15 protein-coding genes are annotated in these 16,552 nt (G+C 71.0%); 6 read left to right on the top strand and 9 right to left on the bottom strand.

Translation table 11 applies throughout. From position 1 onward, the window contains the following. Window positions 1-262: 262 nt before the first annotated feature. The 3 genes from AC07FN_RS42370 to AC07FN_RS42360 all read left to right on the top strand — a co-directional run bounded on the left by AC07FN_RS42370 (window position 263) and on the right by AC07FN_RS42360 (window position 4,028). The gene (locus tag AC07FN_RS42370; RefSeq protein ID WP_478400767.1) at window positions 263-2,698 is read left to right on the top strand and encodes a glycoside hydrolase family 65 protein; all 2,436 of its coding nucleotides are present in this window, start codon (window positions 263-265) and stop codon (window positions 2,696-2,698) included. A gap of 187 nt (window positions 2,699-2,885) precedes the next feature. Further along, window positions 2,886-3,074: a ubiquitin-like protein Pup gene (locus tag AC07FN_RS42365; protein ID WP_358573819.1), complete on the top strand. Its 189-nt coding sequence runs from the start codon at window positions 2,886-2,888 to the stop codon at window positions 3,072-3,074. Between the two features lie 123 nt (window positions 3,075-3,197). Continuing rightward, window positions 3,198-4,028 (top strand): universal stress protein, encoded by an 831-nt coding sequence (locus AC07FN_RS42360; RefSeq protein ID WP_478400766.1) that lies wholly within the window; start codon window positions 3,198-3,200, stop codon window positions 4,026-4,028. A 6-nt stretch (window positions 4,029-4,034) separates the two neighbouring features. Here AC07FN_RS42360 and AC07FN_RS42355 read toward each other — a convergent pair whose 3' ends face one another. From AC07FN_RS42355 to AC07FN_RS42325, 7 genes are all read right to left on the bottom strand, one after another. Beyond that, entirely contained in the window at window positions 4,035-4,922 is an 888-nt protein-coding gene (locus AC07FN_RS42355; protein ID WP_478400765.1) for a universal stress protein, read from the bottom strand. A gap of 246 nt (window positions 4,923-5,168) precedes the next feature. Next, on the bottom strand, window positions 5,169-5,684 hold the full coding sequence (locus AC07FN_RS42350) for a universal stress protein (RefSeq protein ID WP_478400764.1): 516 nt from the start codon (window positions 5,682-5,684) through the stop codon (window positions 5,169-5,171). A 92-nt stretch (window positions 5,685-5,776) separates the two neighbouring features. Then, the gene (locus tag AC07FN_RS42345; protein ID WP_478400763.1) at window positions 5,777-6,415 is read right to left on the bottom strand and encodes a hypothetical protein; all 639 of its coding nucleotides are present in this window, start codon (window positions 6,413-6,415) and stop codon (window positions 5,777-5,779) included. A 38-nt stretch (window positions 6,416-6,453) separates the two neighbouring features. Beyond that, window positions 6,454-6,702, bottom strand: a complete 249-nt coding sequence (locus AC07FN_RS42340; protein ID WP_478400778.1) for an SHOCT domain-containing protein — start codon at window positions 6,700-6,702, stop codon at window positions 6,454-6,456. A gap of 22 nt (window positions 6,703-6,724) precedes the next feature. Then, complete coding sequence (locus AC07FN_RS42335; RefSeq protein WP_478400762.1) at window positions 6,725-7,609, bottom strand: universal stress protein; 885 nt, start codon at window positions 7,607-7,609, stop codon at window positions 6,725-6,727. Further along, window positions 7,606-8,559, bottom strand: coding sequence for a nitroreductase family protein (locus AC07FN_RS42330; RefSeq protein WP_478400761.1), 954 nt, complete (start codon window positions 8,557-8,559; stop codon window positions 7,606-7,608). Before AC07FN_RS42330 ends, AC07FN_RS42335 begins: the two co-directional genes overlap by 4 nt. Beyond that, complete coding sequence (locus AC07FN_RS42325) at window positions 8,556-8,972, bottom strand: CBS domain-containing protein (protein ID WP_478400760.1); 417 nt, start codon at window positions 8,970-8,972, stop codon at window positions 8,556-8,558. Before AC07FN_RS42325 ends, AC07FN_RS42330 begins: the two co-directional genes overlap by 4 nt. Before the next feature lie 437 nt (window positions 8,973-9,409). Here AC07FN_RS42325 and AC07FN_RS42320 point away from each other — a divergent pair, with 437 nt between their 5' ends. From AC07FN_RS42320 to fdhF, 3 genes are read left to right on the top strand one after another with little or no spacing between them, the layout of a single operon-like run. After that, the gene (locus AC07FN_RS42320; protein ID WP_478400759.1) at window positions 9,410-10,033 is read left to right on the top strand and encodes a universal stress protein; all 624 of its coding nucleotides are present in this window, start codon (window positions 9,410-9,412) and stop codon (window positions 10,031-10,033) included. Window positions 10,034-10,058: 25 nt separating this feature from the next. Continuing rightward, window positions 10,059-11,735, top strand: a complete 1,677-nt coding sequence (locus tag AC07FN_RS42315) for an NADH-ubiquinone oxidoreductase-F iron-sulfur binding region domain-containing protein (protein ID WP_478400758.1) — start codon at window positions 10,059-10,061, stop codon at window positions 11,733-11,735. Beyond that, window positions 11,735-14,422, top strand: coding sequence for a formate dehydrogenase subunit alpha (gene fdhF, locus AC07FN_RS42310; protein ID WP_478400757.1), 2,688 nt, complete (start codon window positions 11,735-11,737; stop codon window positions 14,420-14,422). Before AC07FN_RS42315 ends, fdhF begins: the two co-directional genes overlap by 1 nt. A 396-nt stretch (window positions 14,423-14,818) precedes the next feature. Here the strand turns inward: fdhF and AC07FN_RS42305 are convergent, their stop codons facing one another. Both AC07FN_RS42305 and AC07FN_RS42300 read right to left on the bottom strand, forming a co-directional pair. Continuing rightward, the gene (locus tag AC07FN_RS42305) at window positions 14,819-15,757 is read right to left on the bottom strand and encodes an alcohol dehydrogenase catalytic domain-containing protein (protein WP_478400756.1); all 939 of its coding nucleotides are present in this window, start codon (window positions 15,755-15,757) and stop codon (window positions 14,819-14,821) included. 249 nt (window positions 15,758-16,006) lie between these two features. Further along, window positions 16,007-16,300, bottom strand: a complete 294-nt coding sequence (locus tag AC07FN_RS42300) for a hypothetical protein (protein ID WP_478400755.1) — start codon at window positions 16,298-16,300, stop codon at window positions 16,007-16,009. Between the last annotated feature and the right edge of the window lie 252 nt (window positions 16,301-16,552).

Below are 16,552 nucleotides of genomic sequence, written 5' to 3'. Positions count from 1 at the left end.
GGCCGGCCGGAACGGAGTCGGGCGGCCCTGGTCCGCGCCGATCGCGCGACGGACCGTGGACACCCTCGCCTTTCACCCGCAGCCGGGATCGTGCCCGCGTTGTGACCCTGCCGGTGGATCTCCCGGCAGTTCGGGTATCCCACGAGCACATCGCGAGCGAACGCAAGGTCACCATGGCTGCCACGAGGATCGATCGGCCCCACGGCGCACGCCTGTCCGGGCGCCGCTGGCCCCACGTGCCGACGGCGGAACCTGGCGCGCCATGACCACGCCCGCGTGGCAGTTCGGCTTCCACGACTTCGTCCCGGAGGACGAAGGCCGCCGAGAGGCGTTGTGCACGTTGGGGAACGGGTACTTCGCCACGCGCGGAGCGGCACCGGAATCCCACGCCGACGGGGTGCACTACCCCGGCACCTACGTCGCGGGCTGCTACAACCGCCTCACCACGACCGTCGCCGGGCGCGAAGTGGAGAACGAGTCGCTGGTCAACATGCCGAACTGGCTGCTGCTGACCTTCCGCACCGATGACGGCCCGTGGTTCGACCTGGCGCAGGTCGAGGTGCTGGGCCACGAGCAGGAGCTGGACCTCGAACGCGGCCTCCTGGTCCGGCGGCTGCGTTTCCGCGATGGGCGGGCTCGCACCACCAGGATCGTCCAGCACCGCTTCGTGCACCTGGCCTCACCCCACCTCGCCGGCCTGGAGACCACGCTCGTCGCCGAGGACTGGTCGGGGGCGTTGACGTTGCGCTGCGGGATCGACGGGGACGTGACCAACAGCGGGGTCGCCCGCTATCGCGCGCTCGGCGGCCAGCACCTCGTCGACCACCGCACCGCCGAAGTCGCCCCGGACATCGTGGTGCTGCACGCGCGGACGTCCCAGTCGGACATCCACGTCGCCGTGGCCCAACGGACTCGGGTGCACGTCGGCGGCGATCTCCTCGACGCACGCTCGCTCCTGCAGCGCGGCGAGGTGATCGCCCACGATGTCACCCTCGACGCCGAACAGGGCGTCGAGGTGCGGGTGGAGAAGATCGTCTCGCTGCACACCTCGCGGGATTTCGCCGCCACCGAGCCCGTGTCCGAGGCCGTGGAGCAGGTGCGCGACGCCGCCGGCTTCGACGAACTGCGCCGATCGCACAGCACGGCCCGGGCTCGCCTGAACGACGAGTTCCACAGTGGACTGTCCATGAGCAGCGCCGCGCAGCAGGCCGTGCACCTGCACCTGTTCCACCTGCTGCAGACGGTTTCGCCGAACACCACCGATCTCGACGCCGGACTACCGGCTCGCGGGCTGCACGGGGAGGCCTACCGCGGCCACGTCTTCTGGGACGAGCTGTTCGTCCAGCCCACCCTCGACCTGCGCATGCCGCAGTTGAGCCGGGCGCTGCTGCGCTACCGCTACCGCAGGCTGGACCGCGCCCGCAAAGCCGCTCGCGACGCCGGATTCGCGGGCGCGATGTTCCCCTGGCAGAGCGGCAGCAACGGCCGCGAGGAAACCCAACGCCTGCACCTCAACCCCCGTTCGAACCGCTGGCTGCCCGACCACACTCACCTGCAGCGGCACATCGGGCTCGCCATCGCCCACAACGTGTGGCACTACCACCAGGCCAGCGGGGACGAGGAGTTCCTCCGCGACTTCGGCGCCGAGATGATCCTGGAGATCGCCCGCTTCTTCGCCTCGCTCACCCGGTACGACCGCGGCCGGGACCGCTACGTCATCCGCGGCGTCGTCGGCCCGGACGAGTACCACACCGCGTACCCCGGGCGGGACCGGCCGGGAATCGACGACAACGCCTACACCAACGTCATGACCGCTTGGCTGTGCCGCACCGCCGTGCACGTCCTCCGCGAGCTGCCCGACCGGCGGCGGCACGAACTGACCGACCAGCTCGACATCCGGCACCACGAGATCGACCGCTGGAAGCGCATCGCGCAACGCATGTTCGTGCCCTTCCACGGGAACGGGATCATCAGCCAGTTCGACGGTTACGACCGGCTCGCCGAACTCGACTGGGACGCCTACCGGCAGCGCTACGGCGACATCCAGCGCCTCGACCGCATCCTGGAGGCCGAGGACGGCGACCCGAACCGCTACCAGGCGTCCAAGCAGGCCGACGTGCTGATGCTGTTCTACCTGCTGTCGGCCGAAGAACTCGGGGAGATCCTCGGCGGGCTGGGCTACCCCATGCCCAGCATCCCCGACAACATCGAGTACTACCTGAAGCGCACCAGCCACGGATCGACCCTCAGCGCCGTCGTCCACGCCTGGGTCCTCGCCCGCAGCCGCCGGCACCGCGCGCTGGAGTTCTTCGACGAAGTGCTGGCCAGCGACATCCACGACACCCAGCACGGCACCACCGCCGAAGGCATCCACCTGGCCGCCATGGCGGGCAGCATCGATCTCCTGCAACGCTGCTTCGCCGGCATCGAGGTCCGCGACGGCGAACTGCACCTCAACCCGCTGTGGCCGGCCGAGCTGGGGCCGCTGGAGCTGACCATCCGCTACCGGGGCCAGCCGCTCACCATCGAGGTGACCGGCCGCACCGCCACCGTGCGTACCGGGCCCGGGCGCCTCCGCCTCCCGGTCACCTGCACCTGCGGGGCCCGCACCGTCCACCTCGGCCCTGGGGAAACCGCCCGGTTCTCGCTGGAGAACTCGCTCCGAGGAGACGATCCCGCGGCCCACTCCCCGCCCTGACACCTCGTCGCGAGGCTGGTTCGGGTCCGGCCCCATCCACCCGGAAACCGCCGGAGTGGATCGGGACGAGGGTCTCTAGCGACGGCGATCGTGCTTCGCGACGCTTGTCGGACGGGCGCGACTCGCGACCGCTTGACGCCGGCAGCAACCGGGCGTTGGGGCACGCATCGACCGAAGGAGGTGCGGAATGCGCCAGGAGAAGGCTCGCCGACACACCCACCACGACGAAGAGCTGCCAGAACCGCGAACCCGCGGTGCGGACAGGCGTGACGAGCTCGACGATTCGACCGATTCCCTCCTGGAGGAGATCGACGACGTCCTGGAGGAGAACGCCGCCGAGTTCGTTCGCTCCTACATCCAGAAGGGCGGCGAATGAGCCACTGCCGATCGAAGGGCCTCCGGCGGGACGGCATGCGCAGGGTGCGGGCCCGCCGGAAAGCGGTCGCGACGTCGGCGCTGATCCGGGGTACTCGTGGGTCGGACGGCGGGGAGGTCTGGCATGGCATCGAGTGGGCGGGTGGTCGTCGGGGTGGACGGCTCCGAATCGTCGCTGACGGCCGCCGCGTGGGCCGCCGGAGAAGCCGACCTGAGGCACGCCGAGCTCGTGCACCTCGTGATGGTTTCCGGTGATCCGTCGCGGGACGACGAGGCATGGGAGATCGTCGGGCCCGCGGCGGAGCGTACCGCGGACCGGCATCCGGGGCTGGCGGTCTCCTCGGGCGTCGAGCCCGGCGAACCCGCGGACGTCCTGCTGCAGCTCTCCGACGCGGCCGAGCTGGTCGTGGTCGGTTCACGCGGGCGCAGCACGCTGGCCGCGACCCTGCTGGGCTCGGTCAGCGCCAAAGTCGCCGCCCACGCGCAATGTCCGGTCGTCGTGGTCCGGGACCACCGGGACAGCGGCGCGGTGGTCGTCGGCGTGGACAACTCCCCGCACAGCGGCGCCGCCCTGCGGTACGCGTTCGACGCCGCCTCCCGGTACGGATCCGAGCTGGTGGCCGTGCAGGTGTGGCAGGACATCGAGTACGCGCCGGTCGTGCCTCGCATGGAGTACGAACTGGCCGACCTGCGCGACGAAGCGCTGCGCGGAGTGGCCGAGCAACTCGCCGGGTGGACCGAGTCCTATCCGGACGTGCCCGTTCGCAAGGTGGCCCAGCGGGGGCACCCGGTGGCCGAGCTCGCCGCCGCGACCGAAGATGCCCGGCTGCTCGTCGTCGGGCACCGGGGGCGCGGCGGATTCACCGGACTGCTGCTCGGATCCGTCGCCGCCGGCGTGCTGCACCACGCCTCCTGCCCGGTCGCCGTCGTCCGGGGCGGAGGCGGGGCGTCGTGAGCGGCGTCATCCGGCGCGCAGGACCGCGACCGGGCAGTGCGCTCGGTTGACGACCGCGTGGCTCACCGAGCCGAGCAGGCTGCGCCGGATGCGCCCCCGCCCATGACTCCCCACGACCAGCAGGCTCGCCTCCTGGGCCTCGCCCATCAAGGCCTCGGCGGGCTTTTCCGGCGTCACCACCCGCCGGACGCCGACATCGGGATACCGTTCGCCCCGTCCCGCCAGGGAAGTGGCGAGCACTTCCTCGGCTACCTCGCGCACCTCGCGCCAGGGCAGCTCCCACTGCTGGACGCGGGCGAAGGGGTCCAGCGGCAGATCGCTCCAGGCGTGCACCGCGACGAGTTCGCCGCCGTGGCGGGAGGCGAAGTCGTAGGCGAAATCGATGGCCAGGCGGCTGGCCGCGGAGCCGTCGACGCCGACGACGACCGGTCCCGTGCCGGGCTGCTCCCGGTCACCGCGGACCACGACGACGGGAGCCCCGGTGCGCCGGGTCAGCAGTTCCGCCGACATCGAGCCCAGCACCCCGAGCTCCACCTCGATGCGCGGCCCGCCGAGCACCAGCACCTCGGCCTCCCCCGCCATGTCCTCCAGCACCTCGGCCGGATCCCCGAACGGCATGCTGCTGTGCACTTCCAGTTCCGCGTCGATCTCCTGGCAGCCGGCGACCAGCTGCGCGAGTTCGTGCCGCAGGATCTTCTGCAGCGGCTCCAGCACGTCACCTTCGCCCGGCACCTTGATCGACGTGTGCTCCTCGAACGGCCACGTGAGCACGTGCACGAGCAGCAGCGGCCGACGTCGGCTGGACGCCTCGCGCGCTGCCCACCACACAGCCCGGCGGGAGGACTCCGTCAGGTCGAACCCCGCCACCACCGCCTTGCGACTGGTCTCGGTCATCCGTTCTCCCCCTTCGGCCTAAGGATGTGGTTGCAGAATGGCTTGCGTGGCGGTGCGGGTGGCGGCCCCCCTGCGGGAGTGACAGCGTCCGCCTGGACTGCGGGAGCCGTGACTTATGTATGACCAATACACGGCGTCACGACTGTCCTCGCCGGAGGAACTCCAGAGGAGTGGGCACCGTGAACCCGCGGCGGTGCAAGCTGAGTCCCCACCGCATGCGGCTGACGCCGCATTCTGAAAGAACGCCTAATCGAGCGCGGGATCGAAGGAGACCACGCCGGGCTGCGCGTCTTCCCCGGTCTGCTCCGGCATTCCCTCGGGGACGACCAGCACCGGGCATCGGGCCTGGTGGATGCACCGCAGCGCCGTGCTGCCCAGGATCGCGTCGGCGATCCGTCCATGACCACGATCGCCCAGCACCAGCATCGCGGCGTGGGCGGACCGTTCGGCCAGCACGTCAGCGGCATCGCCTTCGACCAGCTCGGCGTGCACTTCCGGCGTCGTGGTTCCGCCCATGCAGCCGCGCACCAAGCTCTTCAAGTCCTCCCAGTGCTGTTCCCGCACGTGGTGCGGAGCCAGCCCGGGACTCATCAGCATCGGGCCCGGCCCGGCGAGCACGGCATGCGGCGTCCAGGCCATGACCGCGTGCACCGGCACGCACCGCCGGCGTCCCTCGGCGAGGGCCCAGCGCAGCGCCCGCGCGCTCGCATCCGATCCGTCCACTCCCACCACGAGAATCCCGTGACCGGTCACGGTTCCCACCTCGTCTCCTGCCCCAGCACGAGCGAGTCCACTTCGGTTCGACAAGAGCCCATTCCCGGTGCCACGCGCCCGGTTTCCGCGGGGAACAACGCTCACGGACGCGCATGCTCGGCCGCGGTGCGCAGGGTGGCCCGCATGATGGACTTGACGAACGGCGACACCGTCCGCCAGTACAGCGTGAAGATCCGCCGCGTGATCGGGGCGTCGAGCGTGACGCGGATGTCGTAGGTGGCCAGGCTGCTGCGGCGGCCGTAGGGGCGCACCGAGAACGACGCCACGATCTTTCCCTGGCCGGGCTTGCCGTACTTGGCGAACTCCTCGGCGGTCACCTCCTCCATGCGCACGATCGGCGTCCAGAACCTGCCCACCGCACCGAAGACGACTTCCTGGCCCGGCCGCTCGCCGAGCAGCACCCAGTCGCCTCTCGCGCACAGGTCGTCGTAGGTCAGGCGGGTCGGAACCCGAGGCGGACCGCGGCGTTTGCGCCGCTCCGGCAGTCCCCGCACCCACATGGCCAGATCCGCGGTTCGCGACCCGATGGTGAGCAGGTCGAGATGGCGCAGCGCGCGGTACACCGCCTCCGGCGGCGCGTCGACGACCAGGTGCTCGACCGCGCGCACGTCGTAGCGGGCCGCGAAGTCGTCGACGTTCACCGAGCGCTCCGTGACCTCCCACTCCGCCGAAGCGGTGTCAGGGGGCTGGATCCGCGTCCTGTCGGTCTTGTCGTTCATCGGCCCTCCTCCTCTCGTCGAAGAAAGCGGAGCACCCGTCACGTCCGGCGTCTGCGTTCGGCCAGCGCCGTCCTCCGGCGCCGGTACTCCTCCTCGTCGATCTCCCCGCGGGCGAAGCGCTCCGCCAGCAGCTCTTCGGCCGTGCCGGTGTCGCGGTCGCCCTGCCCGGTGCGCTGCAGGTAGCGGACCAGCGCGATGATCGCCGCGATGACGAGCGCCCAGAACAGGACCATGCTCACCGTCATCATCGTCAGGCCCCACATGCCCCAGCCGTAGCCGTAAGGCATCACGCTCGCCTCCTCTGCTCGTTCAGCGCGCCACGATGAGCGGGCACGGCGCTTGGTGCACCAACTGCTGGCTCGTCGAGCCCAGCACCAAGCCGGTGAACGCCCCGCGCCCGCGTGCTCCCACGACCACCACCTGCGCGTGCTGCGCGTGTTCGAGCAGGACGCGTGCCGGTTTGCCGTTCGCCACGATGCGCCGGACTTCGACCTGGGGGTACTTCTCGTGCCAGCTCACGAGGCGCTCCGCGAGGATGCGCTCCTCCTCCTGCTGGACCGCTGCTGCGCGGCCCTCGGCGTGGAAGCCGTACCAAGCTTGCTCGGTGCCGGCGGCGTGCCAGGCGTGCACGGCTTCAAGAGCGGCACCGCGCATCGCCGCTTCCTCGAATGCCGTCTTCAGCACGATTTCCCCGGCTGGTGTGCCGTCCACGCCGACGACGACGGGCGCGTCGGGGGCTTCCACGCGCGACCGTCGCACCACTGCGACCGAAGAATGGCCGTGCGCGCACAGGCCGATCGCGACCGACCCGACGAGGAGTTCGGCGAAGCCGCCGAGTCCGCTGCTGCCGACGACGGCGAGCTGCGCGTGCCGCGACTCGGCGACGAGCACGGGTATGGCGCCGCCGGCGACCACGAAGGTCTGCACCTCCAGCCCCGGGGCCGCTTCGGTCGCTTCTCCCTTGGCCCGGTGCAGCCATTGCTGGGCTTGCCTCGCCATGGCGCTCGCGTACGTTTCGGGCACCGGTGTCGTCGGCAGGTCCGGCAGGTACGTCTGGGCGAGGACGTCCGCGAAGACCACCCGCAGCCAGGTGCCTCGGCGGTGGGCCTCCCTGGCGGCCCAGCGCACGGCGTCCAGCGCCGCCGCGGACCCGTCGATGCCCACGACGACTGGTTTCTCCTGTGCCGCGGTCATCGTTCCCCGACCTCCGGTTCCGCGGGAAGGCCGAATCGCATCAGCACCTGCGGCACCGCGGTGAGGCCGAGCCGCACCGCCAGGTCGGTGCGCACCTCCTCCAGGTGCAGCGGTTGGGTCATGACGGAGGCGGCCAGGTCTCGGCTCGTCGCTTCCAGCCACGCCTGCTCCATTGCCGCTCCGGCCCGGACGTGGTCCTGCGGGGTATCGGTGCTCGTCGTGACGACGAGCACCGCCTCCTGTTGGATCCGGTCGGCGAGCAGGGACTCGTCGGGCAGCCGCGTGCGGGACGTGGTCAAGCCGACCGCCGCCAGTCCGACCGCCCCGAACGCGTCCGGTCGCACGCCATGGCCGCGCGGGTTGGTCCACAGGGTCAGTTCGCGTTGGTACTCGGCGTTGCCGCGGAAGACACGGGCCGCGTAGTCCAGCGACCGCGCGACGGCCAACGCCTCGTCGGGACCGGAGATCCACCGGCCGGTCGCGCCCGGCGCCGCGAGCGCATCCAGCAGGACATCGCGGGTGCCTTCGGGGAGTTCGCGCCGGTCGAAGGCGTGCCGGTGGCTCCAGCGGTCGGCCAGGGCGCGGCGTCGGCGGTCTTCCGCATCGGTCGGCCGGGATCGGTGGGTGCCGGTGACGGTGGCGGTCACCAGGTCACCGGCGAGGCCGCTCGCCACCTCGGCCGCCCATCCCAGCCCGCGGATCGCCAGCACCAGGTTCGCCAGTGCCGCGCCGAAGGAGATGCGCGGGTCGCGCCCTTCGGGGTCGTGCTGGGCCGGCAGGCCCGGTCGTTCTCGGAGCTCGGCGGTCCGCCCGTGAACCGTCAGTTCCCACGGGCGGGTGTTGTGCACCGACGGTGCACAGTGGACGGCTTCACCGAGGACGGCGGACTCGGCTGCCGACCACGAGTCCTGCCCGTGGCCGCCGTCCGCCAAGGCCCTGGTGACGCTCATCGCGAACCCTCCTCCTCGGGCTGTGCGACGGGGGTTCGGGCGATGCTGCGGACGAGGTCGACCGCGGTGAGCACGCCGCACACCCGCCCGTCCCGCATGACCAGGACGGCATCGGTGTGGGCGTCGATCATGCGTTGCGCGGCGACGCCGATGTCGTCGGTGGCGTCCACCCGGGGCCCCGGCACCGGGCACAGCGAGCCGACCGCAGCGGTCGTCTTCGGGTACTGGGCCGCGATGCCCTGCAGCAGGTCCGCCGCGCTCACCAGCCCCAATGCGTCGTCGTCGACGACCACGGCGGGGTGGTGGACGTCGCGCCGGTACATCTCGTACAGCGCGCTCATCGCGTCCAGCTCGGGCCGGACGGCGACCACAGGAGTGCTGGCGAGATCGAGTGCGCTTGCCTGAACGCTCATGTTCCACTCCGGAAGGCCCTAACCCGGCTCGACCGTCGCGCGCCCGCCGCGGTCCGGCAAGGGGAGATGGTCACTGGAGTTCGGCGCCGTCAGACGCGGGGCTCGCGGATGAAGGGATCCTCGGGTTCGCCCGGCTCCAAGCGGTGACGGCCGAATCCGAAGGTGCTCCGAAGGACCGGAAGTAGCGGTCCTCGGCCCTCCCCCGCGATTCCCGTGCTCGTGAGAAGACCACCCCACCTCGCCGGCGGCGATAGAGCCCATCGGCCCTACCAGCGCGGCGGTCGCGGTTGGCAACGTGAGCGAGGTTGCGGTCCGAGCATCGCGGGAGGGCGCGAGCATGACACGCGCGAAGCAGTCCGTCGTGGTCGGCGTGGACGGCTCTGAGTCCTCGTCGCAAGCGGCGCTGTGGGCGGCCGCCGAGGCGCTGCCGCCGGGCGGTGGGCGAACTGGAGATCACCGAGGAGGTCTCCGCCGGGCATCCCGCCGAGGAACTGGTGCACCGGTCGGCCTCCGCGCGGCTGGTCGTGGTCGGCTCGCGCGGGCAAGGCGCGTTCCGGGAGACGTTGCTCGGTTCGATCAGCGCGGCGGTGGCCACGCACGCTTCGTCGCCGGTGGTCGTCGTCCCGGGCCACGGCACCGCCGCGTCCGGGCCGGTCGTCGTCGGGGTCGACGACTCGACGGGCAGCCGGAAGGCGTTGCACTACGCCGTCGACGCGGCCGACCGACGCGGCAGCACTCTCGTCGCGGTGCAGGCGCTGCCGAACGCCTACTTCATTCCAGGCCCCTACGACCACCCGGATCGCGACGAACTCCTGGCCGGCGCAGAAAAACGCCTCGCCGAACAGGTGTCCGCCGGGACCACCCCCTACCCGGAAGTGGTCGTTCGCCAGGTCGTGTCGAACATCCCGCCGGTGCAAGCGCTGCGCGAGGCCGCGCAGCATGCGCAGCTGCTGGTGGTCGGCCACCGCGGACTCGGGGGATTTCCCGGTCTGCTGGTGGGTTCCGTGACCAGGGGCGTGTTGCACCACCCACCGTGCCCGGTCGCGGTGGTCCCGGGCTGACGGCTCCATCGCCGAGGGGGCATTCGTGCGGCGGGACGCGTTCGTCGAATGGGAACAGCGGTTCGGGCGGGGTGGGACCGGAGTCCTCGGGCGACTGCGCGCCGTCGCGGCGCGGCGGGGGCGGATCGGCGCGAACGACCTGCACGACATCGCCGAGGAGGTCCGGCGGCCGGTGGCCGCGCTCGCCGGGGCGGCGGGCTACTACGCCGATTTCGCCGGTGCACAAGGAATCCGCCACGTCCGCGTATGCGTGGGGACCTCGTGCTTCGTCTCGGCCGGCGACCACACCGTCCCGCTGGCCGAAGCGGCGCTCGCCGTCGAACCCGGACGCGCCAGTGCCGATGGTTCGGTGTCGTTGGCCGGCGCGTACTGCCTGGGCTTCTGCTACGCCTCACCGGCCGCCCTCGACGGGCACACGCCCATCACCGGTCCCGAGCTCGGCGATCGATTGCTCACCGCCGACCACCCGGTCGCCCCGGCGATCCCCTACCGGGTCATCAGCCGCCGGGCCGTGACGCTCGCCGGGCTGACCGGAGCCGAGGGCTCCTGGCAGGTGTGGCCGCAGGTCGTCGAGGACGGGTCACCGGCCGCGGTCCGCGCCGAGGTCTCGGTCGCCGGCCTGCGCGGCCGCGGCGGCGCCGAGTTCCCGCCGGCGCAGAAGTGGGAGGCGGCGCGCGGCGCGGCGCCCAGGTTCGTGGTGGCCAACGGTGACGAAGGCGATCCCGGCTCGTTCTGCGACCGGCTGCTGATGGAGGGCGACCCGCACCGGGTGCTGGAGGGACTGGCCCTCGCCGGGTTCGCCGTCGGCGCGAACCGGGGCGTGGTGTTCGTGCGTTCGGAATATCCCGCAGCGGTGGGAAGAATGCGGGCCGCGGTGGCGGAGGCACGGGCCGCGGGGCACTTCGGGTCCGGCGTGCACGGCTCGTCCTTCGACTTCGACGTCGAGGTCGTGGAAGGCGCGGGGTCCTACGTCGCCGGGGAGGAAACCGCGCTCCTGCACGCCTTGCAAGGATTTCGCGGCAGCGTCCGGCCCCGGCCGCCGTACCCGACCGAGTACGGCCTGGCCGGGCGGCCCACCGCGGTGAACAACGTCGAAACGCTCGCGGCGGTGCCGTGGGTGTTGCGGCACGGCGGCGCCGCTTACGCGCAGCTCGGCGACCGGGTCGAGACCGGCACCAAGCTCGTGTGCCTGAGCCAGCGGTTCCGGCATCCCGGCGTCTACGAGGTCGAGTTCGGCGTGCCGCTGCGCTACATCGCCGAAACCCTCGGCGGCGGCCTCAAACCCGGCTACGCGCTGCGGGCCCTGCAGGTCGGAGGCCCGCTCGGCGGCTTCCTCTCGCCCGACGACCTGGACATCCCGCTGCTCGCCGAAGCGCTCGCCGACGCCGGGGTGGCACTCGGGCACGGCAGCCTCGTCGCCATCGACGACCGCATCACCGCGCGGGAGCTGCTCCGGCACGTGTGGAGCTTCGCCGCCGCCGAGAGCTGCGGCGCCTGCATCCCGTGCCGCGTCGGCACGCAGCGCGGGGTGGAGCTGGCAACGCACTTCCCGACCGGGTCGGAGGAAGTCCTTTCACAGCAGGACGAACTCCTCGACGTGATGAGGACCGGCAGCCTGTGCGCCTTCGGCCGGGGGGTGCCGGAAGCGGTGCGAAGTCTGCTGCGCGTCTACCGCGACGAGCTCCTGCCAGGAGAGCGCTGATGCGCGTGACCATCAGGCACACCGCGGTGGACGTCGCGGACGACGCCACGGTTCTCGATGCCGTCCGTGCCAGTGGCACAGACCTTCCGGCGCTCTGCCACGACGACCGGCTGTCCCCGCGCGGTTCTTGCCGCGCCTGCCTGGTCCGCGCGGCAGATCGGGTCGTCGCCGCCTGCACCACCCCCGCAACGGACGGCATGCACGTCGACCTCGACGACCCCGCTGCTCGGCAGGCGGCCAGAGGCGCGGTCGAGCTGATCGTCTCCGAACTTCCCGAACGGGCGCTGGACGTTCCCGCCGAGCGCAGCGAGCTCGTCCGGGCATGCGCGTATTTCGGCATCACCACCAGCGGTTTCGCCGGCGCCAGGCACGATCGCGGGACCGATCGTTCGCACCCCTACGTCAAGCTCGACCGCGACCTGTGCATCGCCTGCGGACGGTGCGTGGCCATGTGCGCCGAGGTCCAGGGCACCTTCGCCCTCGAACTCACCGGCCGCGGATTCGACACCGTCGTCACGCCGGGTGACGGCGGGCCGTGGGTCTCCTCGCCCTGCGTCGGATGCGGCGGATGCGTCGACAGCTGCCCCACCGGCGCGTTGTCCGAGCCCGGCCTGCTGGACCTCCGGCCCACCACCGCGACGACCACGACCACGTGCGGCTACTGCGGGGTCGGCTGCACCCTCGACGTCCACGTCCGCGACGACACCATCGCCGCGATCACCCCGACGCACGGCGCGCCGGTCAACCGCGGGCACGCCTGCATCAAAGGCCGCTTCGCGCATTCCTTCGCCCGCGCCGACGACCGCCTCACCACACCGCTGCTGCGACGCGACGGCCAACTGGTCGAATCGACCTGGCCCGAAGCCCTCGCGACGGTCGCCCGGCGGCTCGCGGACATCCGCGACCGGCACGGCCCGGACGCGATCGCCATGATCTCCTCCGCCCGCGCCACCAACGAGGAGAACTACCTGGCCCAGAAGTTCATCCGCACCACCATCGGCACCAACAACATCGACAACTGCTCCCGCCTGTGCCACGCGCCCTCCGCCGCCGGGCTCGCCGCCTCCCTCGGTCTCGCCGGCGGCACCAACCCCCTCGACGACCTCGACCACGCGGACTGCATCCTGCTCGCCGGCGCCAACCCCACCGAGGCTCACCCGGTCGTCGGAGCCCGCATCAAGCAACGAGTCCTAGCCGGAGCCGGCCTCGTCGTCGTCGACCCCCGGCGCACCGAACTCGCCGCGCTCGCCGACATCCACCTGCAGAACCGGCCTGGCTCCAACGTCGCCGTCTTCAACGGCCTCGCGCACCAGCTGATCGAGGAGGACCTCGTCGCCCACGACTTCCTCGAAGAGCGGACGACGGGGTTCGACGAGCTCGCGACGCTGGTCCGCGACTGCGGACCCGACACCGTCGCCGGTATCGCCGAGATGCCACCGGCGGATCTGATCGCGGCGGCGCGGCTCTTCGGACAGTCGCAGCACCCGATCATCATCTACGGGCTCGGCATCACCGAGCACGCTCACGGCACCGACGGCGTGCGCACCCTGACCAATCTCGCCATCCTGCGCGGCTCGGTCGGCACACCGGGCTGCTGCGGAATCCTCCCGCTACGCGGCCAGAACAACGTCCAAGGCGCATCCGACATGGGCGCGCTGCCGGACGTCCTGCCCGGCTACCAGCCGATCCGCGACGCAGGAGTCCGCGACCGCTTCGCAGCCGCCTGGGGCCATCCGGTTCCCGGACGACCCGGCCTGCGCATCCCGCAGATGTTCGACGCCGCCATCGCCGGAGACGTGCGGGCGCTGTACGTCATCGGCGAGGACATCGCCCAGAGCGACCCGACCAGCGGCCACGTCCGCGACGCCCTGCGGGCGTGCGACTTGGTGGTCTGCCACGACCTCTTCCTGTCGCGCACGGCCGAGCACGCCGACGTCGTCCTGCCCGCCGCGTCCTTCCTGGAGAAGGACGGGACCTTCGTCAACTTCGACCGCCGCTTCCAACGCGTGCGCCCCGCACTGATCCCACCGGGACGAGCGGACACCGACTTCGGCATCCTGCACCGCCTCGCCCGCGCGCTGGGCTCCGACCTCGGGTGCCGCGCACCCGCCGAAGCGCTCGCCGAATGCGCCGCCCTCACACCGGTCTTCGCCGGGATCTCGCACCGCAGGCTCGACGCCGAAGGACCGCTGCACTGGCCCTGCCGGGCACCCGGCCAACCCGGCGAAGCCGTGCTCCACCTAGAGAGGTTCTCCACTCCGGACGGCCGAGCGGCACTGGCCGCCCTCCCCTACCTGCCACCTGGCGAACAACCGGACGCAGAGTTCCCCTTCCTGCTGGTCACCGGCCGGCGGCTGGTGCACTACAACACCGGATCCATGACCCGCCGCACCCCCAACACCGAACTCCGGCCCGCCGAGACCCTCGAACTCCATCCCGCCGACGCCGCCCACCTCGGCGTGCGGGAAGGCGCCGAGGTGACCGTGACCAGCCGCTGGGGCCGAGCCACCCTGACCGCCCACCGCAGCCGCGACATCGCGCCGGGCCAGGCGTTCGCCGCCTTCCACTTCCCCGGCGCGACCGTCAACGACCTCACCTCGCCGCACACCGACGCGATCACCGGCTGCCCCGAGTACAAGGTCACCGCGGTGCGCATCGCGCCCGCGCAACGCGACCGACCGCGGTGAACGAAGGACCTCCGGCCCCATGACAACACGCCTGCCGACCGCAGGTGCCGGTGCTCGGCGGCTACCTGGTCCGCGAACACCTGCCCAGCATTCCTCCGCAGCGCCGGCCTGATCCGCCCCTCCCCCGCGACCCGAGGCAGGACGCAGGTATCACCGTGCATCCTTTCGTCCACAGTAGAAGTGGTCGGCGACAGACTAGGGAAACCGGCTTTCCGGTGAATCCACGGGGTTCACCGTCCACGCAGTTCAGGCCAACCTTCAGGACAGGATCTGGTCGTACCCGCGTTTCTGCAGGTTCCCGCGGCACCGGTCATGTCCGCCGCGTGCGCTGCTTCGACGCCCTCGTCGGTGTTCTCGTGGACGAGACAACGGTCTGCCCGGGTCAGGGATTGAGGACTATCTTCCCGAATTTCCGGGTCCGGACAGGCGCGCGTACGCCTCGTCGTAGGCCTGGATCTCGTAGGTCGCCTCGATTGGTACCTGAATTCGTTCCTGCGCCAGGAGCGGGACGACATGGGTGCGGATGCCGTGTGCCAGCAGTGCCTTCTCCGCGGGGCTGCGCCCGCGAATGGTCGTTCCGATGAGGCGGGCGCGTTTGAGCATGAGGTCGAACATCTTCAAGGAGGCGGTCATTCCGCCCTGAACCCCGACGATGAGGAAACGTCCACCGGTCCGCAGCAACTCGACGCGGTCCAAGCAGCTGTCGCCACCGACCAGTTCGACGATGATGTCGAACGGTCCGTGGTCGATTTCGTGTTCGGGCGTGACGACGTCGAGCCGACCGTTCGCAACCGGCAGCGAGGCGACTTTGCCGTGGAGTTCGGTGCGGCGCACGCTCGCAACCACATCGGCGCCGGAGACCGCGGCGATCTGCACCATCGCTGTGCCGATCCCGCCGGCGGCGCCGGTGACCAGAACCCGGTCTCCGGCCGCGATACCGGCCTGGGTGACGAGCGCATCCCACGCGGTGCTGAAGGCTTCCGGGAATCCGCCGGCCTGCTCCCACGGGATGTTGCCCGGAACCGGGAGGAGCAGATCCGCGGGGACGGCGATGCGTTCTGCGTGTCCACCCCCACCGACCAGCGCCATCACGCGGTCTCCGACGCGGGCATCGCGCACCGTCGAACCCAGTTCGAGGACTTCGCCGGAGACTTCCAAGCCGGGGATGTCGGCCGGCCAGCCGACGGGTGCCGGGTAATCTCCGCGTGCCTGCTGCAGGTCTGCGGCGTTGAGCCCGGCGCCACGGATGCCGATGAGCACCTGATCCGGTTGGAGAACGGGATCCGGGCACTTCCGAAGTTCGAACCGGCCATCGACGATGGTGACTGCGCGCATGACGAGATAATAAGGCGGAAGAAAAGCAACATCGCTCCTCGTAGATGCACGGTCGCTGCTGACTGCCGACGCGGAGGTCGTAGTAGCCCTCGCGGACGATGAACGCATGACGTCCTTCTTCGACAGCCCCTTCAGCGCGGCGCCGTTGCATGTAGGCGACTGCGAGTGGGGCTAAGCGCATGAGGGCCAACGACGAGCGTTCTCTCCTGCCCGCGCGACCAGGAACCGCTCTAGGCACTGTCCGGCGGATCAGGCTTCGGGGGTGAAGGGCCTGAGGTCGTAGAGGTAGGAGCGGCCATTCTTGAAGCTGCGCCAGACGTTGGCCGGGGGTTCGGGCTCATCGATGTGGCTGTTGAGGGGATGGGCGGTCACGAGGCCGTCAGCGATCTTGCAGTGCCAGCCGTCGGTCGGCGACCAGACACACCACACGTTCCCGTCCGTGCGGCGGTAGGCGGGGCGGCCGTGGTGCTCGCCGTCGCGTTCGAAGTAGTAGCGGAGCCCGTCGATGTGGCGGACGAAAGCGAAGGATGCGAGTGCCGTCATACCTTCGGCACTGTAAGGGAACGACGCTGCTGCGGCTGCGGAGTTTCGGACGTAACCAGGTGCAGAGCGCATCTCATGGGTGGAGCCAGAGCCGGATTGCGGCAACGGTGACGGTGTCGTGGCCTCTTCTTCCGGTCCCACGGGCCCTGTCATGACAACCGTGTAAGCCGCGGATGAGCCAAGATCGGGAGGGCGCCGTCCTCCCAGAAAGGGTTCATTCGTGACGCAGGACACATCGAATTCGGAGTCCGA

The organism is Saccharopolyspora sp. NPDC045941 (assembly GCF_056431445.1).
This window is presented reverse-complemented; position numbering and strand designations above follow the sequence as displayed.

Bases quoted from the DNA above. Each gene is read 5' to 3' on its own strand.
- AC07FN_RS42300 (WP_478400755.1), bottom strand. From the start codon at position 16,300: ATGACGGCACTCGCATCCTTCGCTTTCGTCCGCCACATCGACGGGCTC.
- AC07FN_RS42360 (WP_478400766.1), top strand. From the start codon at position 3,198: ATGGCATCGAGTGGGCGGGTGGTCGTCGGGGTGGACGGCTCCGAATCG.
- AC07FN_RS42370 (WP_478400767.1), top strand. From the start codon at position 263: ATGACCACGCCCGCGTGGCAGTTCGGCTTCCACGACTTCGTCCCGGAG.
- AC07FN_RS42345 (WP_478400763.1), bottom strand. From the start codon at position 6,415: ATGAACGACAAGACCGACAGGACGCGGATCCAGCCCCCTGACACCGCT.
- AC07FN_RS42330 (WP_478400761.1), bottom strand. From the start codon at position 8,559: ATGAGCGTCACCAGGGCCTTGGCGGACGGCGGCCACGGGCAGGACTCG.
- fdhF (WP_478400757.1), top strand. From the start codon at position 11,735: ATGCGCGTGACCATCAGGCACACCGCGGTGGACGTCGCGGACGACGCC.
- AC07FN_RS42325 (WP_478400760.1), bottom strand. From the start codon at position 8,972: ATGAGCGTTCAGGCAAGCGCACTCGATCTCGCCAGCACTCCTGTGGTC.
- AC07FN_RS42340 (WP_478400778.1), bottom strand. From the start codon at position 6,702: ATGCCTTACGGCTACGGCTGGGGCATGTGGGGCCTGACGATGATGACG.
- AC07FN_RS42365 (WP_358573819.1), top strand. From the start codon at position 2,886: ATGCGCCAGGAGAAGGCTCGCCGACACACCCACCACGACGAAGAGCTG.
- AC07FN_RS42355 (WP_478400765.1), bottom strand. From the start codon at position 4,922: ATGACCGAGACCAGTCGCAAGGCGGTGGTGGCGGGGTTCGACCTGACG.
- AC07FN_RS42335 (WP_478400762.1), bottom strand. From the start codon at position 7,609: ATGACCGCGGCACAGGAGAAACCAGTCGTCGTGGGCATCGACGGGTCC.
- AC07FN_RS42305 (WP_478400756.1), bottom strand. From the start codon at position 15,757: ATGCGCGCAGTCACCATCGTCGATGGCCGGTTCGAACTTCGGAAGTGC.